20 protein-coding genes are annotated in these 18,108 nt (G+C 46.0%); 16 read left to right on the top strand and 4 right to left on the bottom strand.

Features of this window, described 5'->3' with window-relative positions:
* The first annotated feature begins 1 nt into the window (after position 1).
* Complete coding sequence (locus ICN14_RS04295) at positions 2-499, top strand: cytochrome c-type biogenesis protein (RefSeq protein ID WP_216863228.1); 498 nt, start codon at positions 2-4, stop codon at positions 497-499.
* The gene (gene ccmI / locus ICN14_RS04290; RefSeq protein ID WP_216225132.1) at positions 492-1,682 is read left to right on the top strand and encodes a c-type cytochrome biogenesis protein CcmI; all 1,191 of its coding nucleotides are present in this window, start codon (positions 492-494) and stop codon (positions 1,680-1,682) included. Before ICN14_RS04295 ends, ccmI begins: the two co-directional genes overlap by 8 nt.
* Here the strand turns inward: ccmI and ICN14_RS04285 are convergent, their stop codons facing one another.
* A complete protein-coding gene (locus ICN14_RS04285; protein WP_216225130.1) occupies positions 1,683-2,444 on the bottom strand; it encodes an SDR family oxidoreductase in 762 nt (253 codons plus the stop codon).
* Between the two features lie 116 nt (positions 2,445-2,560).
* Between ICN14_RS04285 and ICN14_RS04280 the strand changes: the two genes are divergently transcribed.
* The 12 genes from ICN14_RS04280 (at position 2,561) to ICN14_RS04225 (ending at position 13,882) form a co-directional block, all read left to right on the top strand.
* Positions 2,561-3,871: a TAXI family TRAP transporter solute-binding subunit gene (locus ICN14_RS04280; protein WP_216225129.1), complete on the top strand. Its 1,311-nt coding sequence runs from the start codon at positions 2,561-2,563 to the stop codon at positions 3,869-3,871.
* A gap of 23 nt (positions 3,872-3,894) precedes the next feature.
* Positions 3,895-4,650 carry a 2OG-Fe dioxygenase family protein gene (locus tag ICN14_RS04275; protein WP_216225128.1) on the top strand — a complete coding sequence of 252 codons (756 nt, stop codon included), beginning with the start codon at positions 3,895-3,897 and terminating at the stop codon, positions 4,648-4,650.
* Positions 4,651-4,656: 6 nt separating this feature from the next.
* On the top strand, positions 4,657-5,898 hold the full coding sequence (locus ICN14_RS04270) for an MFS transporter (RefSeq protein WP_216225127.1): 1,242 nt from the start codon (positions 4,657-4,659) through the stop codon (positions 5,896-5,898).
* 6 nt (positions 5,899-5,904) lie between these two features.
* Positions 5,905-8,343, top strand: coding sequence for a heavy metal translocating P-type ATPase (locus ICN14_RS04265; RefSeq protein ID WP_216225126.1), 2,439 nt, complete (start codon positions 5,905-5,907; stop codon positions 8,341-8,343).
* Between the two features lie 9 nt (positions 8,344-8,352).
* Positions 8,353-8,532: a cbb3-type cytochrome oxidase assembly protein CcoS gene (ccoS, locus tag ICN14_RS04260; RefSeq protein WP_216180029.1), complete on the top strand. Its 180-nt coding sequence runs from the start codon at positions 8,353-8,355 to the stop codon at positions 8,530-8,532.
* A gap of 170 nt (positions 8,533-8,702) precedes the next feature.
* On the top strand, positions 8,703-10,145 hold the full coding sequence (gene ccoN, locus ICN14_RS04255; protein ID WP_216225125.1) for a cytochrome-c oxidase, cbb3-type subunit I: 1,443 nt from the start codon (positions 8,703-8,705) through the stop codon (positions 10,143-10,145).
* A gap of 10 nt (positions 10,146-10,155) precedes the next feature.
* Positions 10,156-10,806: a cytochrome-c oxidase, cbb3-type subunit II gene (gene ccoO, locus ICN14_RS04250; RefSeq protein ID WP_216225124.1), complete on the top strand. Its 651-nt coding sequence runs from the start codon at positions 10,156-10,158 to the stop codon at positions 10,804-10,806.
* Positions 10,807-10,842: 36 nt separating this feature from the next.
* Positions 10,843-11,010, top strand: coding sequence for a cbb3-type cytochrome c oxidase subunit 3 (locus ICN14_RS04245; protein ID WP_216863227.1), 168 nt, complete (start codon positions 10,843-10,845; stop codon positions 11,008-11,010).
* The gene (ccoP, locus tag ICN14_RS04240) at positions 11,007-11,930 is read left to right on the top strand and encodes a cytochrome-c oxidase, cbb3-type subunit III (protein ID WP_216225122.1); all 924 of its coding nucleotides are present in this window, start codon (positions 11,007-11,009) and stop codon (positions 11,928-11,930) included. The genes ICN14_RS04245 and ccoP overlap by 4 nt, the downstream gene beginning before the upstream one ends.
* A gap of 3 nt (positions 11,931-11,933) precedes the next feature.
* Positions 11,934-13,391 (top strand): cytochrome c oxidase accessory protein CcoG, encoded by a 1,458-nt coding sequence (ccoG, locus tag ICN14_RS04235; protein ID WP_216225120.1) that lies wholly within the window; start codon positions 11,934-11,936, stop codon positions 13,389-13,391.
* 30 nt (positions 13,392-13,421) lie between these two features.
* The gene (locus ICN14_RS04230) at positions 13,422-13,625 is read left to right on the top strand and encodes a FixH family protein (protein ID WP_216225118.1); all 204 of its coding nucleotides are present in this window, start codon (positions 13,422-13,424) and stop codon (positions 13,623-13,625) included.
* Positions 13,622-13,882 (top strand): hypothetical protein, encoded by a 261-nt coding sequence (locus ICN14_RS04225; protein ID WP_216225116.1) that lies wholly within the window; start codon positions 13,622-13,624, stop codon positions 13,880-13,882. Before ICN14_RS04230 ends, ICN14_RS04225 begins: the two co-directional genes overlap by 4 nt.
* A gap of 11 nt (positions 13,883-13,893) precedes the next feature.
* On the opposite strand, the gene ICN14_RS04220 is transcribed toward ICN14_RS04225, so the two are convergent.
* Complete coding sequence (locus ICN14_RS04220) at positions 13,894-14,652, bottom strand: helix-turn-helix domain-containing protein (RefSeq protein WP_216225115.1); 759 nt, start codon at positions 14,650-14,652, stop codon at positions 13,894-13,896.
* A gap of 81 nt (positions 14,653-14,733) precedes the next feature.
* Between ICN14_RS04220 and ICN14_RS04215 the strand changes: the two genes are divergently transcribed.
* Entirely contained in the window at positions 14,734-15,465 is a 732-nt protein-coding gene (locus ICN14_RS04215; protein ID WP_216225114.1) for a sulfite exporter TauE/SafE family protein, read from the top strand.
* A gap of 2 nt (positions 15,466-15,467) precedes the next feature.
* On the opposite strand, the gene ICN14_RS04210 is transcribed toward ICN14_RS04215, so the two are convergent.
* Together ICN14_RS04210 and ICN14_RS04205 are read right to left on the bottom strand one after the other, a co-directional pair.
* Positions 15,468-17,099: a SulP family inorganic anion transporter gene (locus ICN14_RS04210; protein WP_216225113.1), complete on the bottom strand. Its 1,632-nt coding sequence runs from the start codon at positions 17,097-17,099 to the stop codon at positions 15,468-15,470.
* A gap of 13 nt (positions 17,100-17,112) precedes the next feature.
* Positions 17,113-17,514 carry a DUF2177 family protein gene (locus ICN14_RS04205; protein ID WP_216225112.1) on the bottom strand — a complete coding sequence of 134 codons (402 nt, stop codon included), beginning with the start codon at positions 17,512-17,514 and terminating at the stop codon, positions 17,113-17,115.
* A gap of 87 nt (positions 17,515-17,601) precedes the next feature.
* Between ICN14_RS04205 and ICN14_RS04200 the strand changes: the two genes are divergently transcribed.
* Entirely contained in the window at positions 17,602-18,042 is a 441-nt protein-coding gene (locus ICN14_RS04200; RefSeq protein WP_216225111.1) for a universal stress protein, read from the top strand.
* Positions 18,043-18,108: the final 66 nt, after the last annotated feature.

Raw genomic sequence — 18,108 nt, 5'->3', positions numbered from 1 at the left:
TTTGAAAAAGTTTCTCTTGCTTATTGTGTCAACGATTGTGCTTGCTTGCGCAACGAATGCTACTTTTGCTAAAGATGCCGCTCCGCTTGCCGATGACCCAATTACCGAGCAGCGTCTTATTGCTATCTCAGAAGAGATGCGTTGCCTGGTTTGTCAGAATGAATCTCTTGCAGGCTCACGCTCGGATTTGGCGAACGATTTGCGCCGAGAAATTCGCGTCCTAATTGCTGAGGGTAAAACCGATGAGCAAATTCGGAATTTTATGGTGGAGCGTTATGGCGACTTTGTTTTGTATCGCCCACCCGTCAAGCCGATTACTTGGCTCCTGTGGATAGGCCCCTTTGTTATTTTGCTCGCAGGCATTATCGGTTTAATGGTTTATCTACGCCGCAGAAATCAAAGTATGCCGAGTGCTACGCTATCCGCTGAGGATAATCGTCGCATTGATGCGCTACTTCGGGATGCAAAATCCAGCTCAACAGAAAATGCACATGACTAGTTTTTTAATACCCGCTCTCCTTTTGCTGATCTTGGTTCTGGTTCTCTTACTGCGTCCATTATTTTTTCCGGCAAAAGAATCTGCAACATCACGCCGTCAGATGAATGCTGCCATTTACAGGGAAGAGCTCGATAAGCTTGAGGCTGATCGTACAGCCGGCACTGTTGATGCGGATAGTTATGAGCAGTCTCATGCAGAAATGCGTCAGCGACTTTTTCAGGATACGGATGAGGCGGATGATCTCGCTGTACTGGGCTCTCCAAAGAAAACCATTCTTGGAATCTGTCTTTTTGTAGTGTTGCTTTCAGCAGGCTTTTATTTCTACCTTGGCGATGCTTCTCGCATTGCCGAAAAGAATGCTGAGAAGCCAATGACCCAAGAGTCAGTTGAAAAGATGGTTACAGAGTTTGCTGCGAAGATGGAAAAAGAGCCGGACAATTTGAAGGGCTGGGCCATGCTGGCGCGCTCCTATCGAATTTTGGGCCGCAATGCTGAGGCCGCAAAAGCCTACGAGCGTGCTGGATCTTTTGTCGATTCTGACCCGCAATTATTGGCAGACTATGCTGATGTATTGGCGGCAAATGCAGATGGCAATTTTGCAGGCAAGCCTCAACAATTGATTAATAAAGCATTAGCTCTAGATCCGAATAATTTACTGGCACTGTGGCTTTCTGGCACAGCAGCCTTTAATGCTCAAAACTATAAGGCAGCGGTACAGTCTTGGGAGAAATTAGCAAAACAGCTACCTCCCGATACAGATGAGACTCGCGCAATTACTGCTTCAATTGCCGAAGCTCGTAACAAGGGTGGGCTTCCACCTGCTAGCGCTCCGGTGATCAGTAATCAAGGTGTGAGCGGACAGGTTGGCATATCTTCCGAGCTGCAATCTAAAGTTAAAGCGGGTGATACTTTGATGGTGATTGCCCGTAAGCCAGGAGAGCGCATGCCCGTTGCAGTTCTCAAGACGGCTGCGACTACTTTCCCGATGAGTTTTGTTCTGAATGATGCTTTGGCGATGAGTCCTAACGCCTTAATCTCTCAATTGCCTGAGGTTTTGGTTGAGGTACGCATCTCTAAAACAGGTATGGCTATGCCAGAATCGGGTGACTTGATATCTGCGCCCCAAACAATCAAGGTGGGCACGACCGATGCTCGCCTCATGATCAATCAAGTCAGACCTTAATTAGCCTCTACCAACAAATGGCATATTCGTTGCCATGATGGTCATCGATAGAATATTGCTCTCTAGGGGCAGTTGAGCCATGTGTAGGACGGCTTGCCCAACGTGATCTACATCCATGAGTGGCTCAACTTTTTTTGAGCCATCGGCTTGCAAAATTCCGGCTGCCATAGGGATAGTCATTTCAGTACCGGCATTGCCAATATCAATTTGACCGCAGGCAATGTTGAATGGGCGCCCATCTAAAGCAATAGATTTGGTTAGTCCAGTAATCGCATGCTTGGTGGTTGTATACGGTGCTGACATGGGGCGGGGCGCATGCGCTGAAATAGAGCCGTTGTTGATAATTCGGCCGCCTTGAGGTGATTGTGCTTTCATCATGCGAATAGCTTCTTGTGAGCACAGGAAGGCGCCGGAGAGATTGGTATTAACAACATTCATCCACTGCTCGTAACTTAGCTCCTCCATCGGTATTGCTGGAGCTCCTATGCCGGCATTATTAAAAAGCACATCAATACGGCCAAATTGTTTTTGGATGGCCGAAAATAAGTGCTTTACTTGCTCTGGCTTGCCCACGTCACAAGCTACTGCCAAGCAGCTTTGATTGCTTCCACCAATGTCTTGGATGGCTTGATTGAGTTTTTCAAGATTTCTACCGGTCAGCACAACGCGAAATCCACCCTGCAAAAGTGCTTTTGCCGCAGCCTTGCCGATACCCGTGCCAGCTCCTGTTACCAGGGCTACCTTATTGGGGCTTGAGTTCATTGTGATCCTAATAGTTCTTTGAAAACCCCCATCTTATCCCGAAACAATTGGAATGAATTCAATCTACTCTCGATCCCTGGGCTCGGGGCATAATGGCAAAAACGAGAAGAATTCTTATGGACTTCATACGCAAAAATATCTATAACCCCCTGGCTGTTGGCATTGCCTTTTTGATTCTGGTCGCCATCCTTTTTTCCACGCTGTGGGTTATGGTGCCACCGCCACCTCGGTCAATTGAGTTGGCAACCGGTTTTTCTACTGGCCTTTATCAGAAATTCGGAGAAAGACTACAGGGTGAACTTGCGCAGCAGGGCGTATCCATGAAGTTGCGTACTACTGGTGGAACGGGTGACAACTTAGCTTTATTGGCTGATGAGAACTCTGGCGTTGATTTTGCGATGGTCCAAGGTGGTGTGGCAGATCTATCTAAATACCCTAATTTAGTCTCGATTGCTGGCGTATTTTATGAGCCAGTGTGGGTTTGGTACAGAGAGTCTAGCTTTAAAAATGAAGCTGGAAAGCTAAGCTTATTAGGTCAGTTGAAGGGTAAGCGCGTTTCTATAGGGAATGACGGTAGTGGCACATTGACTTTGGCTTCTCAGCTGCTTGAAGCAAGTGGATTGGGTGCAGGTGATTTTCATGCTGAAAAGTTGAAGCCTCTTGATGCCTTAGAGAAATTTAAAAAAGGTGAGCTAGATGCTGTCTTTATTGTTAGCGCAGCTGAGGCACCTATTCTTAAAAAGTTTTATGAAACCCCCGGCATTCGCCTGATGAGTTTTGAGCAGGCAGATGCATATGTCCATTTATTTCCTTTCTTGTCTAAAGTCACCGTACCACGCGGGGTTGTCAGTATTGCGTACGATCTGCCGCGTCAAGACATCCAGGTCTTAGCTGCTACGGCAACCTTGGTAGGAAAAGATGATTTGAGTCCTGCTTTAGTGACTTTATTGCTTGGTGATACATACGATATTTTAAAAACCTATTCTTATCTGCAAAAGCCGGGAGAGTTTCCCTCTGGTACTGGTCTTGATTTTCCTTTGCATGTAGATGCTGAAATTTACTTAAAAGATGGCCCATCTTTCTTGCACCGCCACCTTCCTTTCTGGACTGCGGTTTGGATTGGACGCTTTGCCAAAATTGTGATTCCATTGCTTGTGATTTTTATCCCCTTATTTACCTACATCCCTGCGGCTAAGAATTTCTTTTTACGACTTAAGTTATCTAGGGTGTATGAGGAGCTGAAGATCATCGAAAGAAATGCTGCTATTCCAGAGTTAAAAGAAAAGAACTATAGGGATTTGGCGGATATTGAGCGAAGGGTGGGTAACATCAAAGTCTCCATGCTTGATGCCAAAGAGCTATATGACTTAAAAGGGCATGTCGGTGAAGTACGCGGGCGCTTAAATTTTCATTCTGAGATGATTTAATGATCAGCGCCTAAAATAAGCTCATGACTCTCTCCAGCCTCTCGCCGCCACTCACGCCACTTAAAGAGTTAGCTGATTCTCTACGGGGCGATGGTTTTGCGATTGTCTCTGCGAGGGATGTTGCGCAAATAGCGCATGTCGACCTTGATCAATTACAAGATCTCACCCAGTTTTGGGAAGAATTGCCGCGTGATCCTTACCTCAGGGATGGTGGACGTTATCGTTTTCGCCGCCATTCTAGTTTTGAGATCAAAGGTGATGCTTTGACTATGGTTCCTCATCGGGCCCATTGGCAGTCTGTGAACTACAACGCATTACATGGCGGTATAGAGCGCTGGTTTGAGCCCTCACAGGCTCAACTCACAAGCAATCCTGCATGGGGATCTCTTTTGCTTGGTTTGGCTCACGTATTAAATGGTGTTAAGCAAGTCAATACCTGGTTTGTTGAAGCGCACCAATTTCGGATTGATACAACTGATGGGATTGGGCGACCAACTCCTGAGGGAGCCCATCGCGATGGCGTAGATTTTGTGGCTGTATTTTTGCTCAATCGAGTTGGTATTAAAGGCGGGGAAACTCGTATTTTTGATACAAGTGGTTCTGCTGGTTTGCGGTTTACGCTGACTGAGCCTTGGTCTTTATTGCTCATGAATGATGAAAGAATGATTCATGAATCTACCCCTATTCAGCCTCTAGGGCCTCACGGGTTTAGGGATACTTTGGTGCTGACCTTCCGCTCAAATGGTTTCCAGGATTCACCCAATCGAAGTCAGCAGTAAATCCTTATGCGTTTTAAACCTACCGGCTACACACCTTTTATGCTCATGGCGCAAACTTGTGCGCTACTAGGTTTTGCTTGTTACGCTGTAGTTCTGACAACTTTGCAGGAAGAGTGGCATCTCAGCAACTTGCAATCAGGCTTAATTGCCAGCGCTTTCTTCTTTGGTTATATGCTGATGGTCCCATTAGCAACGGCGCTCACAGATCGAGTTGATGCAAAAAAAGTCTATCTCATCGGTGGTCTTTCAGCGACTTGTGGCTTGCTAGGTATGGGTCTTTTTGCCTATAACTTCTGGACTGCTTTGATTTTTATGGCTTTAAATGGCGCTGGTTTAGCTGGCACTTATATGCCCGGCTTAAAAATTCTATCGGATCGTATTAAGACGGGTGAGTTGAGTCGCCACATTGCTTTCTACACAGCTTTTTTTGGTATTGGTACCGGCTTCTCTTACCTCTGCTCAGGCTGGATCTTGGATAGCTTAGGTTGGCGCTATGTTTTCGGAATTATTGCCTTGGGTCCATTCACCGCTTTGTTGATTGTGCTTCTATTTATTCCTGCGCTCACTCATGAAAAATGGCGTGGTCCAATTCGTATTCGATTGCATGATATTTTTCCAGTCGATAAATGGCGCTTAGTCTTACAAGATAAAACAGCTTCAGGTTTTATTTTTGGTTACACCGTGCACTCGATAGAATTATTTGCTTCTCGCAGTTGGATAGTAGCTTTTTTTGGTTTCTGTGCGATTGTGACGGGCAACCCTTTTCTATTGACTGCCACCACCCTTGCTGGCGTGATTAATTTTTTTGGCGTTCCAGCATCCATCATTGGAAACGAGATTGCCTTAAGAATAGGGCGCCAAAAGTGGATCTTCTTTGTCATGCTATCTAGCGCAGCATGTGGAGTGGCGTTGGCTTCTTCAACTGGACAATCTTGGTGGTTGATTGTTGCTTTAGCAGTAGGGCACACCATTTTCATCATGGCTGATTCTGCTACTTTGACAGCTGGTTTAGTGGTTAGCGCTCAAGAAAATATTAAAGGCGCTGCAATGGGTCTCCATTCCTTAATGGGCTTTGGGGGTGGATTATTAGGCCCGGCTATCTTTGGTTTTGTTCTTGATTTAACGGGTTCACGTGCCTCTCAAATCTCTTGGGTTTGGGCCTACGCCGCCGTAGTAGTGTGGGGCGTGTTATTTGTTCTGTATGAGCGTCGTAATGGTTGGGTTAGTAAGTCTCTCAGTCACAATTAATGATTCATGAGTTCGAGTTTGCCAAACAATAGCTGCTATCACTGCGGAAGTTTTATTCTTCCGGGTGATTCATACGAGCTCGAGCTTGGTGGTATGAGTAGAAAATTCTGTTGTGCTGGTTGCATGGCGATTGCACAAACCATACATGGCGAGGGATTAGAAGTCTTCTATGCACGTCGCGCACAGTCAAGTGATAAGCCTGCAGCTTACCTTGCCTCAAATGAAATTCCCGATAGCCTGGCTCCCTATGATGATCCCTCTTTACTTGGTCGCTACACCCGACCCAGTGGTGAGGAGGGGAATTTAGAGACAACCTTAAGGCTTGAGAAGATTCGTTGTGCTGCTTGTGTCTGGTTGTGTGAGCAACATTTGCGACGCATTCCTGGTGTGAAGGATGTGCAGATCAACTATGTAAGCCAAAAAGTAAAGGCAGAATTTTCACCAGAGCGAACTAGCCTAGCTCGCTTGTTGTTTGAAGTGGAACGCATTGGCTATGAGGCTTGGCCTTTTGAGCCTTCACTTTCTATTGAAAAGTCCAAGAAAGAACGCCGTCAATTGCTCACGAGGCTTGGGGTTGCGTTGTTAGGCATGATGCAAGTCATGATGTATGCCTGGCCTAGCTATGTTGGCGATAGTGATATCACTGCGGAGTATGACCTGCTATTAGGCTGGACTAGTTGGGCGCTTACTGTTCCAGTCATGGTCTATTCAGCCGGCCCCATTTTTCAAGCAGCATGGCGTAGTGTTGCCTCCTTTCGCCAAACTCATATGCTCGGCATGGATGTGCCAATTGCCTTAGCTTTGGCGCTGGCATTTAGTGCGGGTACCGTGAATCTCGCTACTGGTTCGGGACAAGGTTATTTCGATTCGATCACGATGTTTGTTGCCTTTATTTTGGGCGCTCGCTACGTAGAGTTATTGGCTCGCCAAGATGCACAGGGCGGCGCAGAGGCTCTAGCAAAACAGCTACCTGCGACTTGTGAGTGGGTGCCAAACTATCCAGCATCTCACCAGGTAGAAATTGTTCCGGTAATTAACTGCAACCCCGGTGAGGTTCTTCGTGTTCCCCCGGGAGATGTTGTTCCAGCTGACGGTATTTTGATTGAGTGCGAGAGCGCTTTAGATGAGTCGCTACTTACAGGAGAATCTAAACCGATTGATAAGAAGATTGGGGATCGAGTGTATGCAGGTACGCACAATATTCTCAATCCCATGCTAATGAGAATCGATGCCGTAGGGCAATCAACTCGCATTGCCGGAATTGCCTCATTGCTTGATCAGGCATTGCAAGCCAAACCTTTGATGGTCAGTCTCGCAGAAAAGTGGGCTGGATATTTTGTCGGCTTTTTGTTGATTGCCGCTTTTCTGTCTTCAGCAATTTGGTGGTACGTAGACCCTAGTAGAGCTTGGACAGTTTTAGTTTCTGTATTAGTCGCAAGTTGCCCTTGTGCTTTGTCACTCGCTGTTCCAACGGCGATGGCTGCAGCCCAAGGTGCCGTAACGAAATTAGGTTTATTAATTGTGCGCGGCCATGTACTCGAAGGCTTGGTCAAATCTACGGACTTAGTACTAGATAAAACTGGTACGCTCACTATGGGTCAACCAGAACTCAAAGAAGTCCTGATTGCTCGCCCAGATTTTTCCAGGGCGGATGTTCTCGGTCTGGCCGCATCAATTGAGGCAGGCCAAAAACATCCTCTTGCGCTTTCTTTATTGCGTGCTGCTGAAGCTGAAAATTGTTCCCCAGCCGTTTTATCTGAAGCAGTTACTAATCAATTGAGCAAAGGTCTGAGTGCTGGTGTGTATCGCTTAGGAAGTGCTGCTTGGACGGGTGCTCAACAGATTGCGCAAGAAGGGCAGTATGGTCAAGTCCATTTATCGGATGACAAAGGCGTGATTGCTAGTTTTCTATTTCTGGATACTCCAAGAGCGGGACTTGAAAAATTATTGGCTGCTGCAAAATCTCGCAAGATCACAGTGCATTTAGTTTCCGGGGATGACCCAGCGACTGTAGCGTGGTGGGCACATCAGGTTGGTATCACTAGTTTTAAGGGTGCCTGCTCGCCAGAGGATAAGTATCACTACATTGAGCATTTACAAAAAGAGGGTCACTTCGTTTGGGCAATTGGCGATGGCATTAACGATGCACCTTTATTAGCAAGAGCGGATGTCTCGATCGCTGTTGGAGCCGGCGCACCCCTTGCTACCGCAGGCGCAGATGCAATTTTGACCGCAAGCTCCTTGGCCCCTTTAGCCCAATCTCTATTGTTGGCTGATAAGACCCAGCGGATTATTAAAGAAAACTTGATCTGGGCTTTGGTTTACAACTTGTTAGCGATTCCGGCAGCCATGATGGGTTGGGTCAACCCCTGGGTTGCAGGCATAGGCATGTCCTTATCCTCTCTTGCGGTCACATTAAATGCCTGGCGCCTCAGAAAGGCCTAGACTAGAGGAATGGAAAGCCTTTTTCTCTTGATCCCCATTTCCTTGCTATTAATTGGCCTTTTGGCCTGGATTTTCTATTGGTCTGTGAAGGCAGGGCAATTTGATGATTTAGAGGGTCCGGCTGAGGCTATCTTGATGGATGACGATACCCCTAAATCTAAAAATGTTAGTGAATACTCACAAAAATAGCTATATTTTTTAAGTATTTAGCCGATATACCGAAATCAATAGAGTTATAAAAAGCGTAAAAGCACGCATCCTTTTTGATATAGATCAAAACACCCCCTGATCCTTGCTTTGATAATGGTTTCAGTCTATTTGGATTATGTCGCTGTTTGGTCACAAAAAAAGGAGAAACCATGGGACTTACCGTGGGGAACAATCAAGATACCTTCAATTACAAGGTTGTCAGCCAATTTGCCATCGTTACGGTTCTTTGGGGAATTGTGGGCATGCTCGTGGGAGTTGTCCTCGCCGCGCAGCTCATTTGGCCTGATATCACTTTTAATATTCCATGGCTAAGTTACGGTCGCTTGCGTCCACTACACACCAATGCGGTGATTTTTGCCTTCGGTGGATCGGCATTGTTTGCGACGTCCTATTACATCGTGCAGCGCACCTGCCAAGCAAGACTCTTTTGTGACAAGCTAGCTGCATTTACTTTCTGGGGTTGGCAGGCTGTCATTGTGTTGGCAGCAGTGACATTACCTTTGGGTATTTCAACTTCTAAGGAATACGCAGAGCTTGAGTGGCCAATTGATATTCTGATTACCTTGGTTTGGGTTGCCTATGCAGTGGTGTTCTTTGGCACCATCATGAAGCGCAAAACAAAACACATTTATGTTTCCAATTGGTTCTTTGGTGCATACATCCTGACTATTGCCATTCTGCATATTTTTAATAACTTAGAAATGCCAGCAAGCTTGTGGAAATCCTATTCCGCATACGCGGGCGTGCAAGATGCCATGGTGCAGTGGTGGTATGGCCATAATGCGGTTGGCTTCTTCTTGACTACCAGCTTCTTGGGCATGATGTACTACTTCATCCCTAAGCAAGCAGAACGTCCAATCTACTCATATCGTTTGTCTATCGTCCACTTCTGGGCTTTGAACTTTACCTATATGTGGGCAGGCCCTCACCATTTGCAACACACTTCCTTGCCTGACTGGACTCAGTCTCTTGGAACCGTGTTCTCGATTATTTTGTTGGCTCCATCATGGGGCGGCATGATCAACGGCATCATGACTTTGTCTGGTGCTTGGTTTAAATTGCGCACTGATCCAATCTTAAAATTCTTAGTAGTGGCATTGTCTTTCTACGGTATGTCTACGTTCGAAGGTTCGATGATGTCTATTAAGACTGTGAATAGCTTGTCTCATTACACCGACTGGACTATTGGACACGTGCACTCAGGCGCCCTAGGTTGGGTTGCCATGATTACGATCGGCTCTTTGTACTATCTCATCCCGCGCTTAGTTGGACAAAAAGATATGTACAGCACGCGCTTAATTGAAGTGCATTTCTGGATCGCTACCATTGGCGTTGTTCTTTATATCGCTGCGATGTGGATTGCTGGAGTGATGCAAGGTCTGATGTGGAGAGCATTTGAGCCAGACGGAACTTTGACCTACAGCTTCGTTGAGTCTGTCAAAGCAACATTCCCCTTCTATGTGATTCGTTTGTTGGGCGGCCTCTGTTACTTGAGCGGCATGTTCTTGATGGCATACAACGTTTACAAGACAGTGATTGGTAAAACATTTGTGAATGCCCCAATTCCACAAACAACTGCAACTGCTCACTAAGGAGAAGAAAATGTCTAACGAAAATAAATTCTTTTCCCATGGAACGCTTGAGAAAAACGTTGGTTGGTTAATCATCGCTACGATCATCGTTGTTTCTATTGCTGGTTTGGTACAAATTGTTCCGCTGTTCTTTCAGCACACAACAACAGAGCCAAGTCCTGGCGTAGCGCCATACACAGCCTTGCGTTTAGCCGGTCGCGACATCTACCAGCGCGAAGGTTGCGTTGGTTGCCATTCACAACAGATCCGTACATTACGTTCTGAAGTAGAGCGTTACGGCCCTTACTCTTTAGCTGGTGAATCCGTATTTGATCATCCATTCTTGTGGGGTAGTAAGCGTACTGGTCCTGATTTAGCTCGTGTTGGTGCACGCTATTCTGATGATTGGCATCGCATTCACCTCCGCAATCCGCGTGATGTGGTTCCTGAGTCCAATATGCCTGGATATCCTTGGTTGCAAAAAAATGCTGCCGATGCTTCCTCGATCCAGTCTCATATGGTGGCAATGCGTCGTTTGGGCGTACCTTACACCGATGAAATGATTGCTGAGGCTCCTAAGGAGTTGGAAGGCAAGACTGAAGAAGATGCATTAATTGCTTACCTACAAGGTTTGGGTGTAAATCGTCGCTACATCATCGTTGATGAAGTTGTAGCGAAGTAAGCGCCAAGGTTATTAACTTAAAACTATATAAATCAAATGGAACAGATCATAGCTTATCTCTCCGCTTTTTCAACAGTCATAGGACTAGTCTTTTTTGTTGGAATTGTTTGGTGGGCGTGGTCTCCAAGTAGAAAGTCGGCTAATGAAGAATCAGCTGAACTTCCATTTGATCTTCCGGATGAATTTAGTAAGGACAAATCATGAGTGACTTTTTTAATAACGGTTGGAGCAACTACATTGCGCTAGTTTCATTAGTCGGTATTGTTTGGTGTATCTGGCTTTTGTTTTCTCAGCGCAAGGCTAAGGTAGTTCACACAGCCGATGGCGCAGTAGCCGATACTGGACACGTTTGGGATGGCGATTTGCGCGAGCTCAACAATCCATTACCGCGTTGGTGGATGTGGATGTTCTTGCTCTCTTGTATCTTTGCATTGGTCTATTTAGTTTTGTTCCCAGGTTTAGGTTCATTTCCAGGTGTTGTGGGCTATACCACTGATGGCGCTTTGATGAGTTCCATGACGCAGGCAAATGACGAGTTGAAGCCGGTATACGCTAAGTACGTACAGATGGATATTGAGCAGGTTGCCGCAGATCCAAAAGCACGTGAAATGGGTCAGCGTTTGTTCTTGAATTCCTGCGCCCAGTGTCATGGTTCAGATGCAGGCGGCGCAAAAGGCTTCCCGAATTTAACTGACGGCGACTGGCTGTATGGTGGCTCCCCAGAAAATATCAAAACCACTTTAATTAATGGCCGCGCAGGTGTTATGCCTCCGTTCCCGCAGTTGGATAGCAATCAGATTGTGGATGTAGCTAACTATGTACGTAGCCTTTCAGGTTTACCTGTAGATGAATCAAAAGCGGCTCGTGGCGCAGAAGTGTTTAAAGCGAATTGCGTAGCTTGTCACGGTGCGGATGGCAAAGGCAATATTGCTATAGGCGCACCTAACCTGACTGATAAAACTTGGTTGTATGGTGGATCAGAGGCAACGATTATTGAGACGCTGACTAAAGGTCGCATGGCAATGATGCCTGCTCAAGATAAAGTTTTAAGTCCTGAGAAGATTCATCTCTTAACTGCATACGTTTGGGGTTTATCTAACAACAAAACTGCTGCGGCTAAGTAATCAGTGTCAGATAATTCGCCGGTCGGGAAGCCTATTCCTATTGATGTAATCGAGGAATCTCTCTACGAGATTCGTCGTAAGATTTATCCGCGTTCAGTAAGCGGCATCTTTGCTCGCTGGCGAATTATTCTAGTGATTGCTACTCAGTTGCTGTTTTATGGCCTACCATGGGTTAGTTGGAATGGTCGTCAAGCAGTTCTGTTTGATTTAATTCAGCGTAAGTTTTATATCTTTGGTCTGGTGCTGTGGCCACAGGATGTGATCTATCTCACACTCCTCTTAATTCTCTCTGCCTTAGCCCTCTTTTTATTCACTGCAATTGCTGGTCGATTATTTTGTGGCTACGCTTGCCCGCAAACTGTCTATACCGAAATCTTTATGTGGATCGAGCGTAAGGTTGAGGGTGACCGATTCGCACGTATTCGTTTGGATGGGGAAGAGTGGCCTTGGAGTATCCGTAAGTGGCGCCTGAAAATCACCAAGCACGCCCTGTGGCTCTTAATTGCCTTTTGGACTGGCTTTACTTTCATTGGCTATTTCACTCCAATTGAAACCCTTGCTGCAGCCATCCTCCATCTATCACTCGGCCCATGGCAAACTTTCTGGCTGTGCTTTTATAGCTTTGCAACCTGGGGCAATGCTGGTTTCATGCGTGAGCAAGTATGTAAATACATGTGCCCATACGCTCGCTTCCAAAGCGTCATGGTGGATAAAGATACCTTCCTGGTTACTTACGACAAAGTTCGTGGCGAGCCACGCGGTAGCCGTAGTAAGTCTGCTGATCATGCCACTCTGGGTTTGGGGGATTGCGTAGATTGCAGTATTTGCGTGCAAGTCTGCCCAACCGGCATTGATATTCGTGATGGTCTCCAATACATGTGTATTGGTTGTGGTGCCTGTATTGATGCTTGTGATCAAGTAATGGAGAAGGTGGATTATCCCAAGGGATTGATTCGGTATACGACTGAGCGAGCCATTGAAGACAAAGAAACCAATCAAAGTGCCATTCGCCACATCTTGCGACCACGCGTTTTGATTTACATGGCCTTCATCACAGTTCTTACAAGTGCATTCCTAATTTCCTTGATTACTCGCAATCCATTGCGCGTGGATGTGATGCGAGATCGTGGGGCATTAGCTCGTGAAGTCGACGGTGTGCGTATTGAGAACATCTATCGCATTCAGATCATGAATGCCTCAGAAAATAATATGAATGTGCAACTCAAGGCAACAGGTCTGGAAGACTTAAAAATCCTAAACTCTCAGGGTCAAGTTGTCACTGAGATTGCAGTGGGTCCAGCCAGTAATCTATTGATTCCGGTTAAAGTGAGCACTACTGTTGGTGCGCATGAGCCTGGTAATTACCCAATTCATTTTGATGTAGTTGGCCAAGAGATGTCTGGTAAAGAGATGATTACTAGGACGCGCTATGAAAAATCAAGTTTTATTGTTCCCCGCTAAGCTGTATAGCAAAAGATAGAGAGGATGAATATGTCAGAACTCAAAACAAATAAGCCTTGGTTCAAACAGCTCTGGCCATGGTTACTTATTAGCGGCCCAGCAGTGGCGGCTATCGGGTGCATGATTACTATTTACTTGGCCGTCAATCTTTACGCTGATAAGCCTGTGCGCGATGGTGTAGTTAAGCGTGGACTTAAAGTTGAGCAGCTCAAGGTAGAGCAGGATCGCAAATGAAGTACCGCCTATTCATCTGGATTATGTGGCCATCATTTTTGGTTTCTATTTTGGCCGAAGGTCTGCTCTTTAGTGTCGTGCATCCTGCTGAGCTATTGTTTTTTGGCTATCACCCAAACATTTCTGATGAGGGTATTTACACTATCGGATTTTTTGTTATCTGGATCTTTTGCTCATTCTCAAGCGCTTTGACTGCCTATATCCTGCCCGGTATTGATACGGACGGAAACAAGAGTTCGGATCGCGGCTTGATTTAAGGCAGTATTACTTAGGCGCTAACTGGCTTCATTTGAAGTGTGCGACTTGGGTTGGGGATGCTGGCTAATTCATAAAGTCCATCCATATCAATCAGTTTGATATGACGTTGTTTAATTTGAATTAGTCCTGATTCTGCGAAGCGCGAAAGCATGCGGCTCACGGTTTCAATTTGAATGCCTAGGTAACTACCAATTTCTACGCGGCTCATGCGTAAATCAAATTCATTGTTTTGGTAACCACGAGCAGCTAGACGTTGCGAGAGATTCAATAAGAATGCCGCTAAACGCTCTTCTGCGCGCAAACTACCCAACGAAAGTAGGTGACGTTGATCCTGCGTGAGTTCGCGACTCAGAATGCGGTGGAACTGTTTTTGCAGTACTGGAATTTGGCGCGCTAAATCTTCAAATGCTTCGTAGCGAATAATGCAGACTTCGCTCTCTTCAAGAGCGATTGCCTCGGATTGATAGCTACCCTCACCAATACCGTCAAGCCCTAAGATCTCGCCTGGCAGATGAAATCCAATGACTTGTTGGCGACCATCCTCAAGGCCATACTCAGTCTTCAGGGTGCCAAAACGGATGCTATAAACCGCAGACAGTGGGTCGCCGTGACGGTAGAGGCTTTCACCTTTTTGCAGATGGACTCGCTCTTTTACGAGGGTATCAATCTTGGCAATATCACTTGGGCTGATGCCAACTGGCAAGCAAAACTGACCCAGTACGCATACTGAGCATTTGCTGCTTGGGGCATCAGAGCTGGTGTAATTCATATTGGATTAAGGTGTCGGATAAGTTTATTCTACTCGGATAATGTGCAATTTTGATATTTCCTGGCAGGGTTAGAGGGTGAGATGTTAACTACTAGCCTACTGCTTGCTATCTTCTTGGGTGCTCTAGTCAGCGGGTGGCACTGCGCCCTAATGTGTGGCGGTATTGCAGCAGCAATTGAGCGCCAAGGGGCTGCCCAAGGGGTGACTTATTTCCCCTTGCAAAGCAAGTCTGAGCTCTTTTACCTGCAATTGATCATGCACTTCGGGCGATTAACCACTTATGTATTGCTCGGTGCTGCCGCGGCTTGGATTGGGGTGGTTCTTTGGCAGCAAAATATAGTGCCGATTCAGCGCCCTTTATTTGCTTTCACATCCTTGGTTTTATTGCTGATGGGCACGCGTCTTTTGCGCCAGAGGTCCAATAGCCCCTTATTGGTCGGAAAGTGGCTTGGTGCACGAATGGCCACTTATTGGGCCAAATACTTAGGAAGTTTTACTGGTCGCTCATCTCGTTGGTTTAGCGGGATGGTATGGGGTCTGGTTCCTTGTGGTTTGGTCTACAGTGTTTTGCCCCTCGCTTTTTTATCGGGTGATGTGTTGACAGGAGCGGCGCTGATGCTGGCATTTGGCTTGGGCACTTTGCCCAACCTCTTGCTCATCTCTAAATTTTCAGCAGTGTTGACTCAGTTTGGGCAATACATTTGGGTGAGATATATTGCCGCTGGCCTTTTGATATCCGCAGGATTGTTTGGCCTTTATCGCGCTTGGTATTTGCCGGAAGCTTTACTGAAAGGCGGCTTTTGTATCAGCTAGTCTTACTGACTTATTGCTGCCGCTATGCCGTGATGTAGATCTGGGTAAATGCAATCAGCAGGGAGTCGCTCTAACAGGCCTCCACGTACCGCCATTTCATAAGGTTGATGTGCTAGCCCACAAATCATCAGCTTAATACCGCGATTATTGCAAACCTCTTCAAGCTCAAGCAGGGCGTCCATGCCGGAAACATCGATGTAGATCACATTCTTGAGATCAAGCACTAACACTTTTGAAGGTAATTCATTTTCAATGCGCTCTAAAATTTTTACTGCGCCAAAAAAGATAGCACCGTAAATTCTGAACGCAGCAACATGTCCATGGTGTTGCTCCAGCTCTGGAAAGTCGGCGGCACTTGCTGATTCGTAGCGCGAAAGACTTGAGATGCGATAGATGAAAGTAATAAATGCTAAAAGTAGGCCTACCTGTATTGCTACCGTGAGATCCAGGATGATTGTCAGAAAAAAGACGCTCAACATAGTCATGCGATAAGGCAGGCGAAATTGTTTTAGGTCAGCAAACTTTCTCCACTCACCCATATTCCATGCAACAAACATCAGGATGGCAGCTAGGCTAGCCAAGGGGATATCTTTAGCCAGTGGAGCGCCAAACAAAATAATTACGAGCAGTGTAATCGAGTGAACGATCCCAGCAATCGGAGTGCTTGCACCGCTCTGTATATTGGTGACTGTTCTGGCAATGGTTCCTGTAGCTGGCATGCCACCAAAAAATGGAGTCACTAGATTGGCAAGGCCCTGGGCCATCAGCTCTTGATTGGATTCATGGCGATCATGAATGAGTCCATCAGCAATTCGTGCGCACAGTAGTGATTCAATGGCACCAAGGAGAGCAAGAGTAATGGCTGGGGCAATCACAAACTGTGCGGTACCCCAACTAATTGGGATCCATTCAAAGCTGGGTAGTCCTGAGGGTATGCCACCAAAGCGACTCCCTATCGTGTCAACCGGAAGATTAAATATCCCAGTAACTATGGTGGCTATAGCCATTGCAATGACTGTTCCTGGAATGTGGCTTAGATAACCGAGATGCTTTTGAAATGCCCGCCAAGAAATGAGTAGAGCAAGACTCCCCATCGATAGCATGAGGGCAGCTGGATTTACAGTGTCAGCAGCTGCATAGAGCGTTTGAATGGCCTGAAAAAATTCAGCAGGCATCTTCGTAATTTGCAGGCCAAAAAATTCTTTCACTTGAGACAGACCAATTAGTACGGCAATTCCATTGGTAAATCCAATAATGACGGCGACTGGAATAAAACGAATTAAAGTCCCAAGACGAAAGAGTCCCATCAGAAATAAAAATACTCCCGACATAGCAGTTGCCAAGAGTAAATTCGCAATTCCGTAATGATCAACAATACCGTACATAATCACAATGAATGCGCCGGCTGGACCACCAATTTGAACGCGACTACCGCCTAGTATCGAAATTAGTCCACCAGCAATGATTGCTGTAAAGATGCCCGCCTCTGGTTTGAGTCCGCTAGCAATCGCAAATGCCATTGCCAATGGCAGCGCAACTACACCAACCGTAATGCCCGCCAATACATCTTTACTGAGCAGACCCGCGTTATATCCTTTAAAAGAATCGAGTAGTTTCGGGTGAAAGAGATTCATTGGAGAGAGAGCTTCAGGCTATGCGACTACCAACCCAGTAGGCAACAGTAGCGGAGAGTGCTGTCACTGCAGAACCCCAAGCGATATCGACAAATGCCAATCGAATGGGAAAGTCACGAATGACTGCGAGGTTGGTTAAGTCGTAAGTCATGTAGCAAAAGAAACCAAAAAGGGCGCCATATTGCGCTGCATATATCCAAGACTGCTTCGAAATTGCTGGAAGGATGACAAAAATTGAGGCGCCAAGTGCATACAGCAGATAAAAACCGAGTCCAGCCAGCAACTTGGGTTCACTAGCCATCAGTGAGCCCATATCATCGTGGTAGAGATTCTTAGCGATACCGAGGAGCCAAATTAAATCAATGACGACTAATGTTAGTAAGAATGAAAAATAGACCGCTAGATACTTGAGCAATTTGGTGCCCCTTTTATGCTTTTACAGATGAATAATTAGGATTATGATGTAAGGAAGGTATTAGGGTTTAATTTAACAGGAGTCAATATGTTCAAGCACTTATTAGTACCAGTTGATGGTTCAGATGTGAGTAAAAAGTCTTTAAAGAAGGTTGCGGCACTTGCTAAGGCTGATAAAGCCGCTGTGACATTAGTTTATGTTTCTGACCCAATGCCGCCCATGGTCTATTCCGATAGCACGATGGGTTATGGCATCTCTCAAAAGGAGCATCAGAAGGTATGTGAGGCGTTTGCTAAGGATGTCTTTAAAAAAGCAACTGTCTCATTAGGGGCTGGTATTAAGGTGAATACCTTGCATATCGCAGATAGTATTTTATCTGAGGGTATTTTGGAAGGTGCCAAGAAGGCTAAGGCAGATGTGATCGTGATGGCTTCACATAAGCGTACAGGCATTAAGAGTGTTTTATTGGGTAGCGAAACGCATGAAGTAATTGTGCATGCTAAGTTGCCAGTATTAGTTCTTGGCTAATACACGAGACTGAAAAAATTAAAGGGGCCTGATGGGCCCCTTGTTTATTTCTGGATTGATAAGGAT

The sequence above is a fragment of the Polynucleobacter sp. MG-27-Goln-C1 genome (assembly GCF_018881905.1).
GTDB lineage: Bacteria > Pseudomonadota > Gammaproteobacteria > Burkholderiales > Burkholderiaceae > Polynucleobacter.
The sequence above is the reverse complement of the archived record's forward strand: the minus strand, read 5'-3'. Positions and strand labels throughout refer to the sequence as shown.

Bases quoted from the DNA above. Each gene is read 5' to 3' on its own strand.
- ccoN (WP_216225125.1), top strand. From the start codon at position 8,703: ATGGGACTTACCGTGGGGAACAATCAAGATACCTTCAATTACAAGGTT.
- ICN14_RS04225 (WP_216225116.1), top strand. From the start codon at position 13,622: ATGAAGTACCGCCTATTCATCTGGATTATGTGGCCATCATTTTTGGTT.
- ccoO (WP_216225124.1), top strand. From the start codon at position 10,156: ATGTCTAACGAAAATAAATTCTTTTCCCATGGAACGCTTGAGAAAAAC.
- ICN14_RS04215 (WP_216225114.1), top strand. From the start codon at position 14,734: ATGTTAACTACTAGCCTACTGCTTGCTATCTTCTTGGGTGCTCTAGTC.
- ICN14_RS04245 (WP_216863227.1), top strand. From the start codon at position 10,843: ATGGAACAGATCATAGCTTATCTCTCCGCTTTTTCAACAGTCATAGGA.
- ICN14_RS04210 (WP_216225113.1), bottom strand. From the start codon at position 17,099: ATGAATCTCTTTCACCCGAAACTACTCGATTCTTTTAAAGGATATAAC.
- ICN14_RS04285 (WP_216225130.1), bottom strand. From the start codon at position 2,444: ATGAACTCAAGCCCCAATAAGGTAGCCCTGGTAACAGGAGCTGGCACG.
- ICN14_RS04230 (WP_216225118.1), top strand. From the start codon at position 13,422: ATGTCAGAACTCAAAACAAATAAGCCTTGGTTCAAACAGCTCTGGCCA.
- ccoP (WP_216225122.1), top strand. From the start codon at position 11,007: ATGAGTGACTTTTTTAATAACGGTTGGAGCAACTACATTGCGCTAGTT.
- ccoS (WP_216180029.1), top strand. From the start codon at position 8,353: ATGGAAAGCCTTTTTCTCTTGATCCCCATTTCCTTGCTATTAATTGGC.
- ccmI (WP_216225132.1), top strand. From the start codon at position 492: ATGACTAGTTTTTTAATACCCGCTCTCCTTTTGCTGATCTTGGTTCTG.
- ICN14_RS04270 (WP_216225127.1), top strand. From the start codon at position 4,657: ATGCGTTTTAAACCTACCGGCTACACACCTTTTATGCTCATGGCGCAA.
- ICN14_RS04275 (WP_216225128.1), top strand. From the start codon at position 3,895: ATGACTCTCTCCAGCCTCTCGCCGCCACTCACGCCACTTAAAGAGTTA.
- ICN14_RS04200 (WP_216225111.1), top strand. From the start codon at position 17,602: ATGTTCAAGCACTTATTAGTACCAGTTGATGGTTCAGATGTGAGTAAA.
- ICN14_RS04280 (WP_216225129.1), top strand. From the start codon at position 2,561: ATGGACTTCATACGCAAAAATATCTATAACCCCCTGGCTGTTGGCATT.
- ICN14_RS04265 (WP_216225126.1), top strand. From the start codon at position 5,905: ATGAGTTCGAGTTTGCCAAACAATAGCTGCTATCACTGCGGAAGTTTT.
- ICN14_RS04220 (WP_216225115.1), bottom strand. From the start codon at position 14,652: ATGAATTACACCAGCTCTGATGCCCCAAGCAGCAAATGCTCAGTATGC.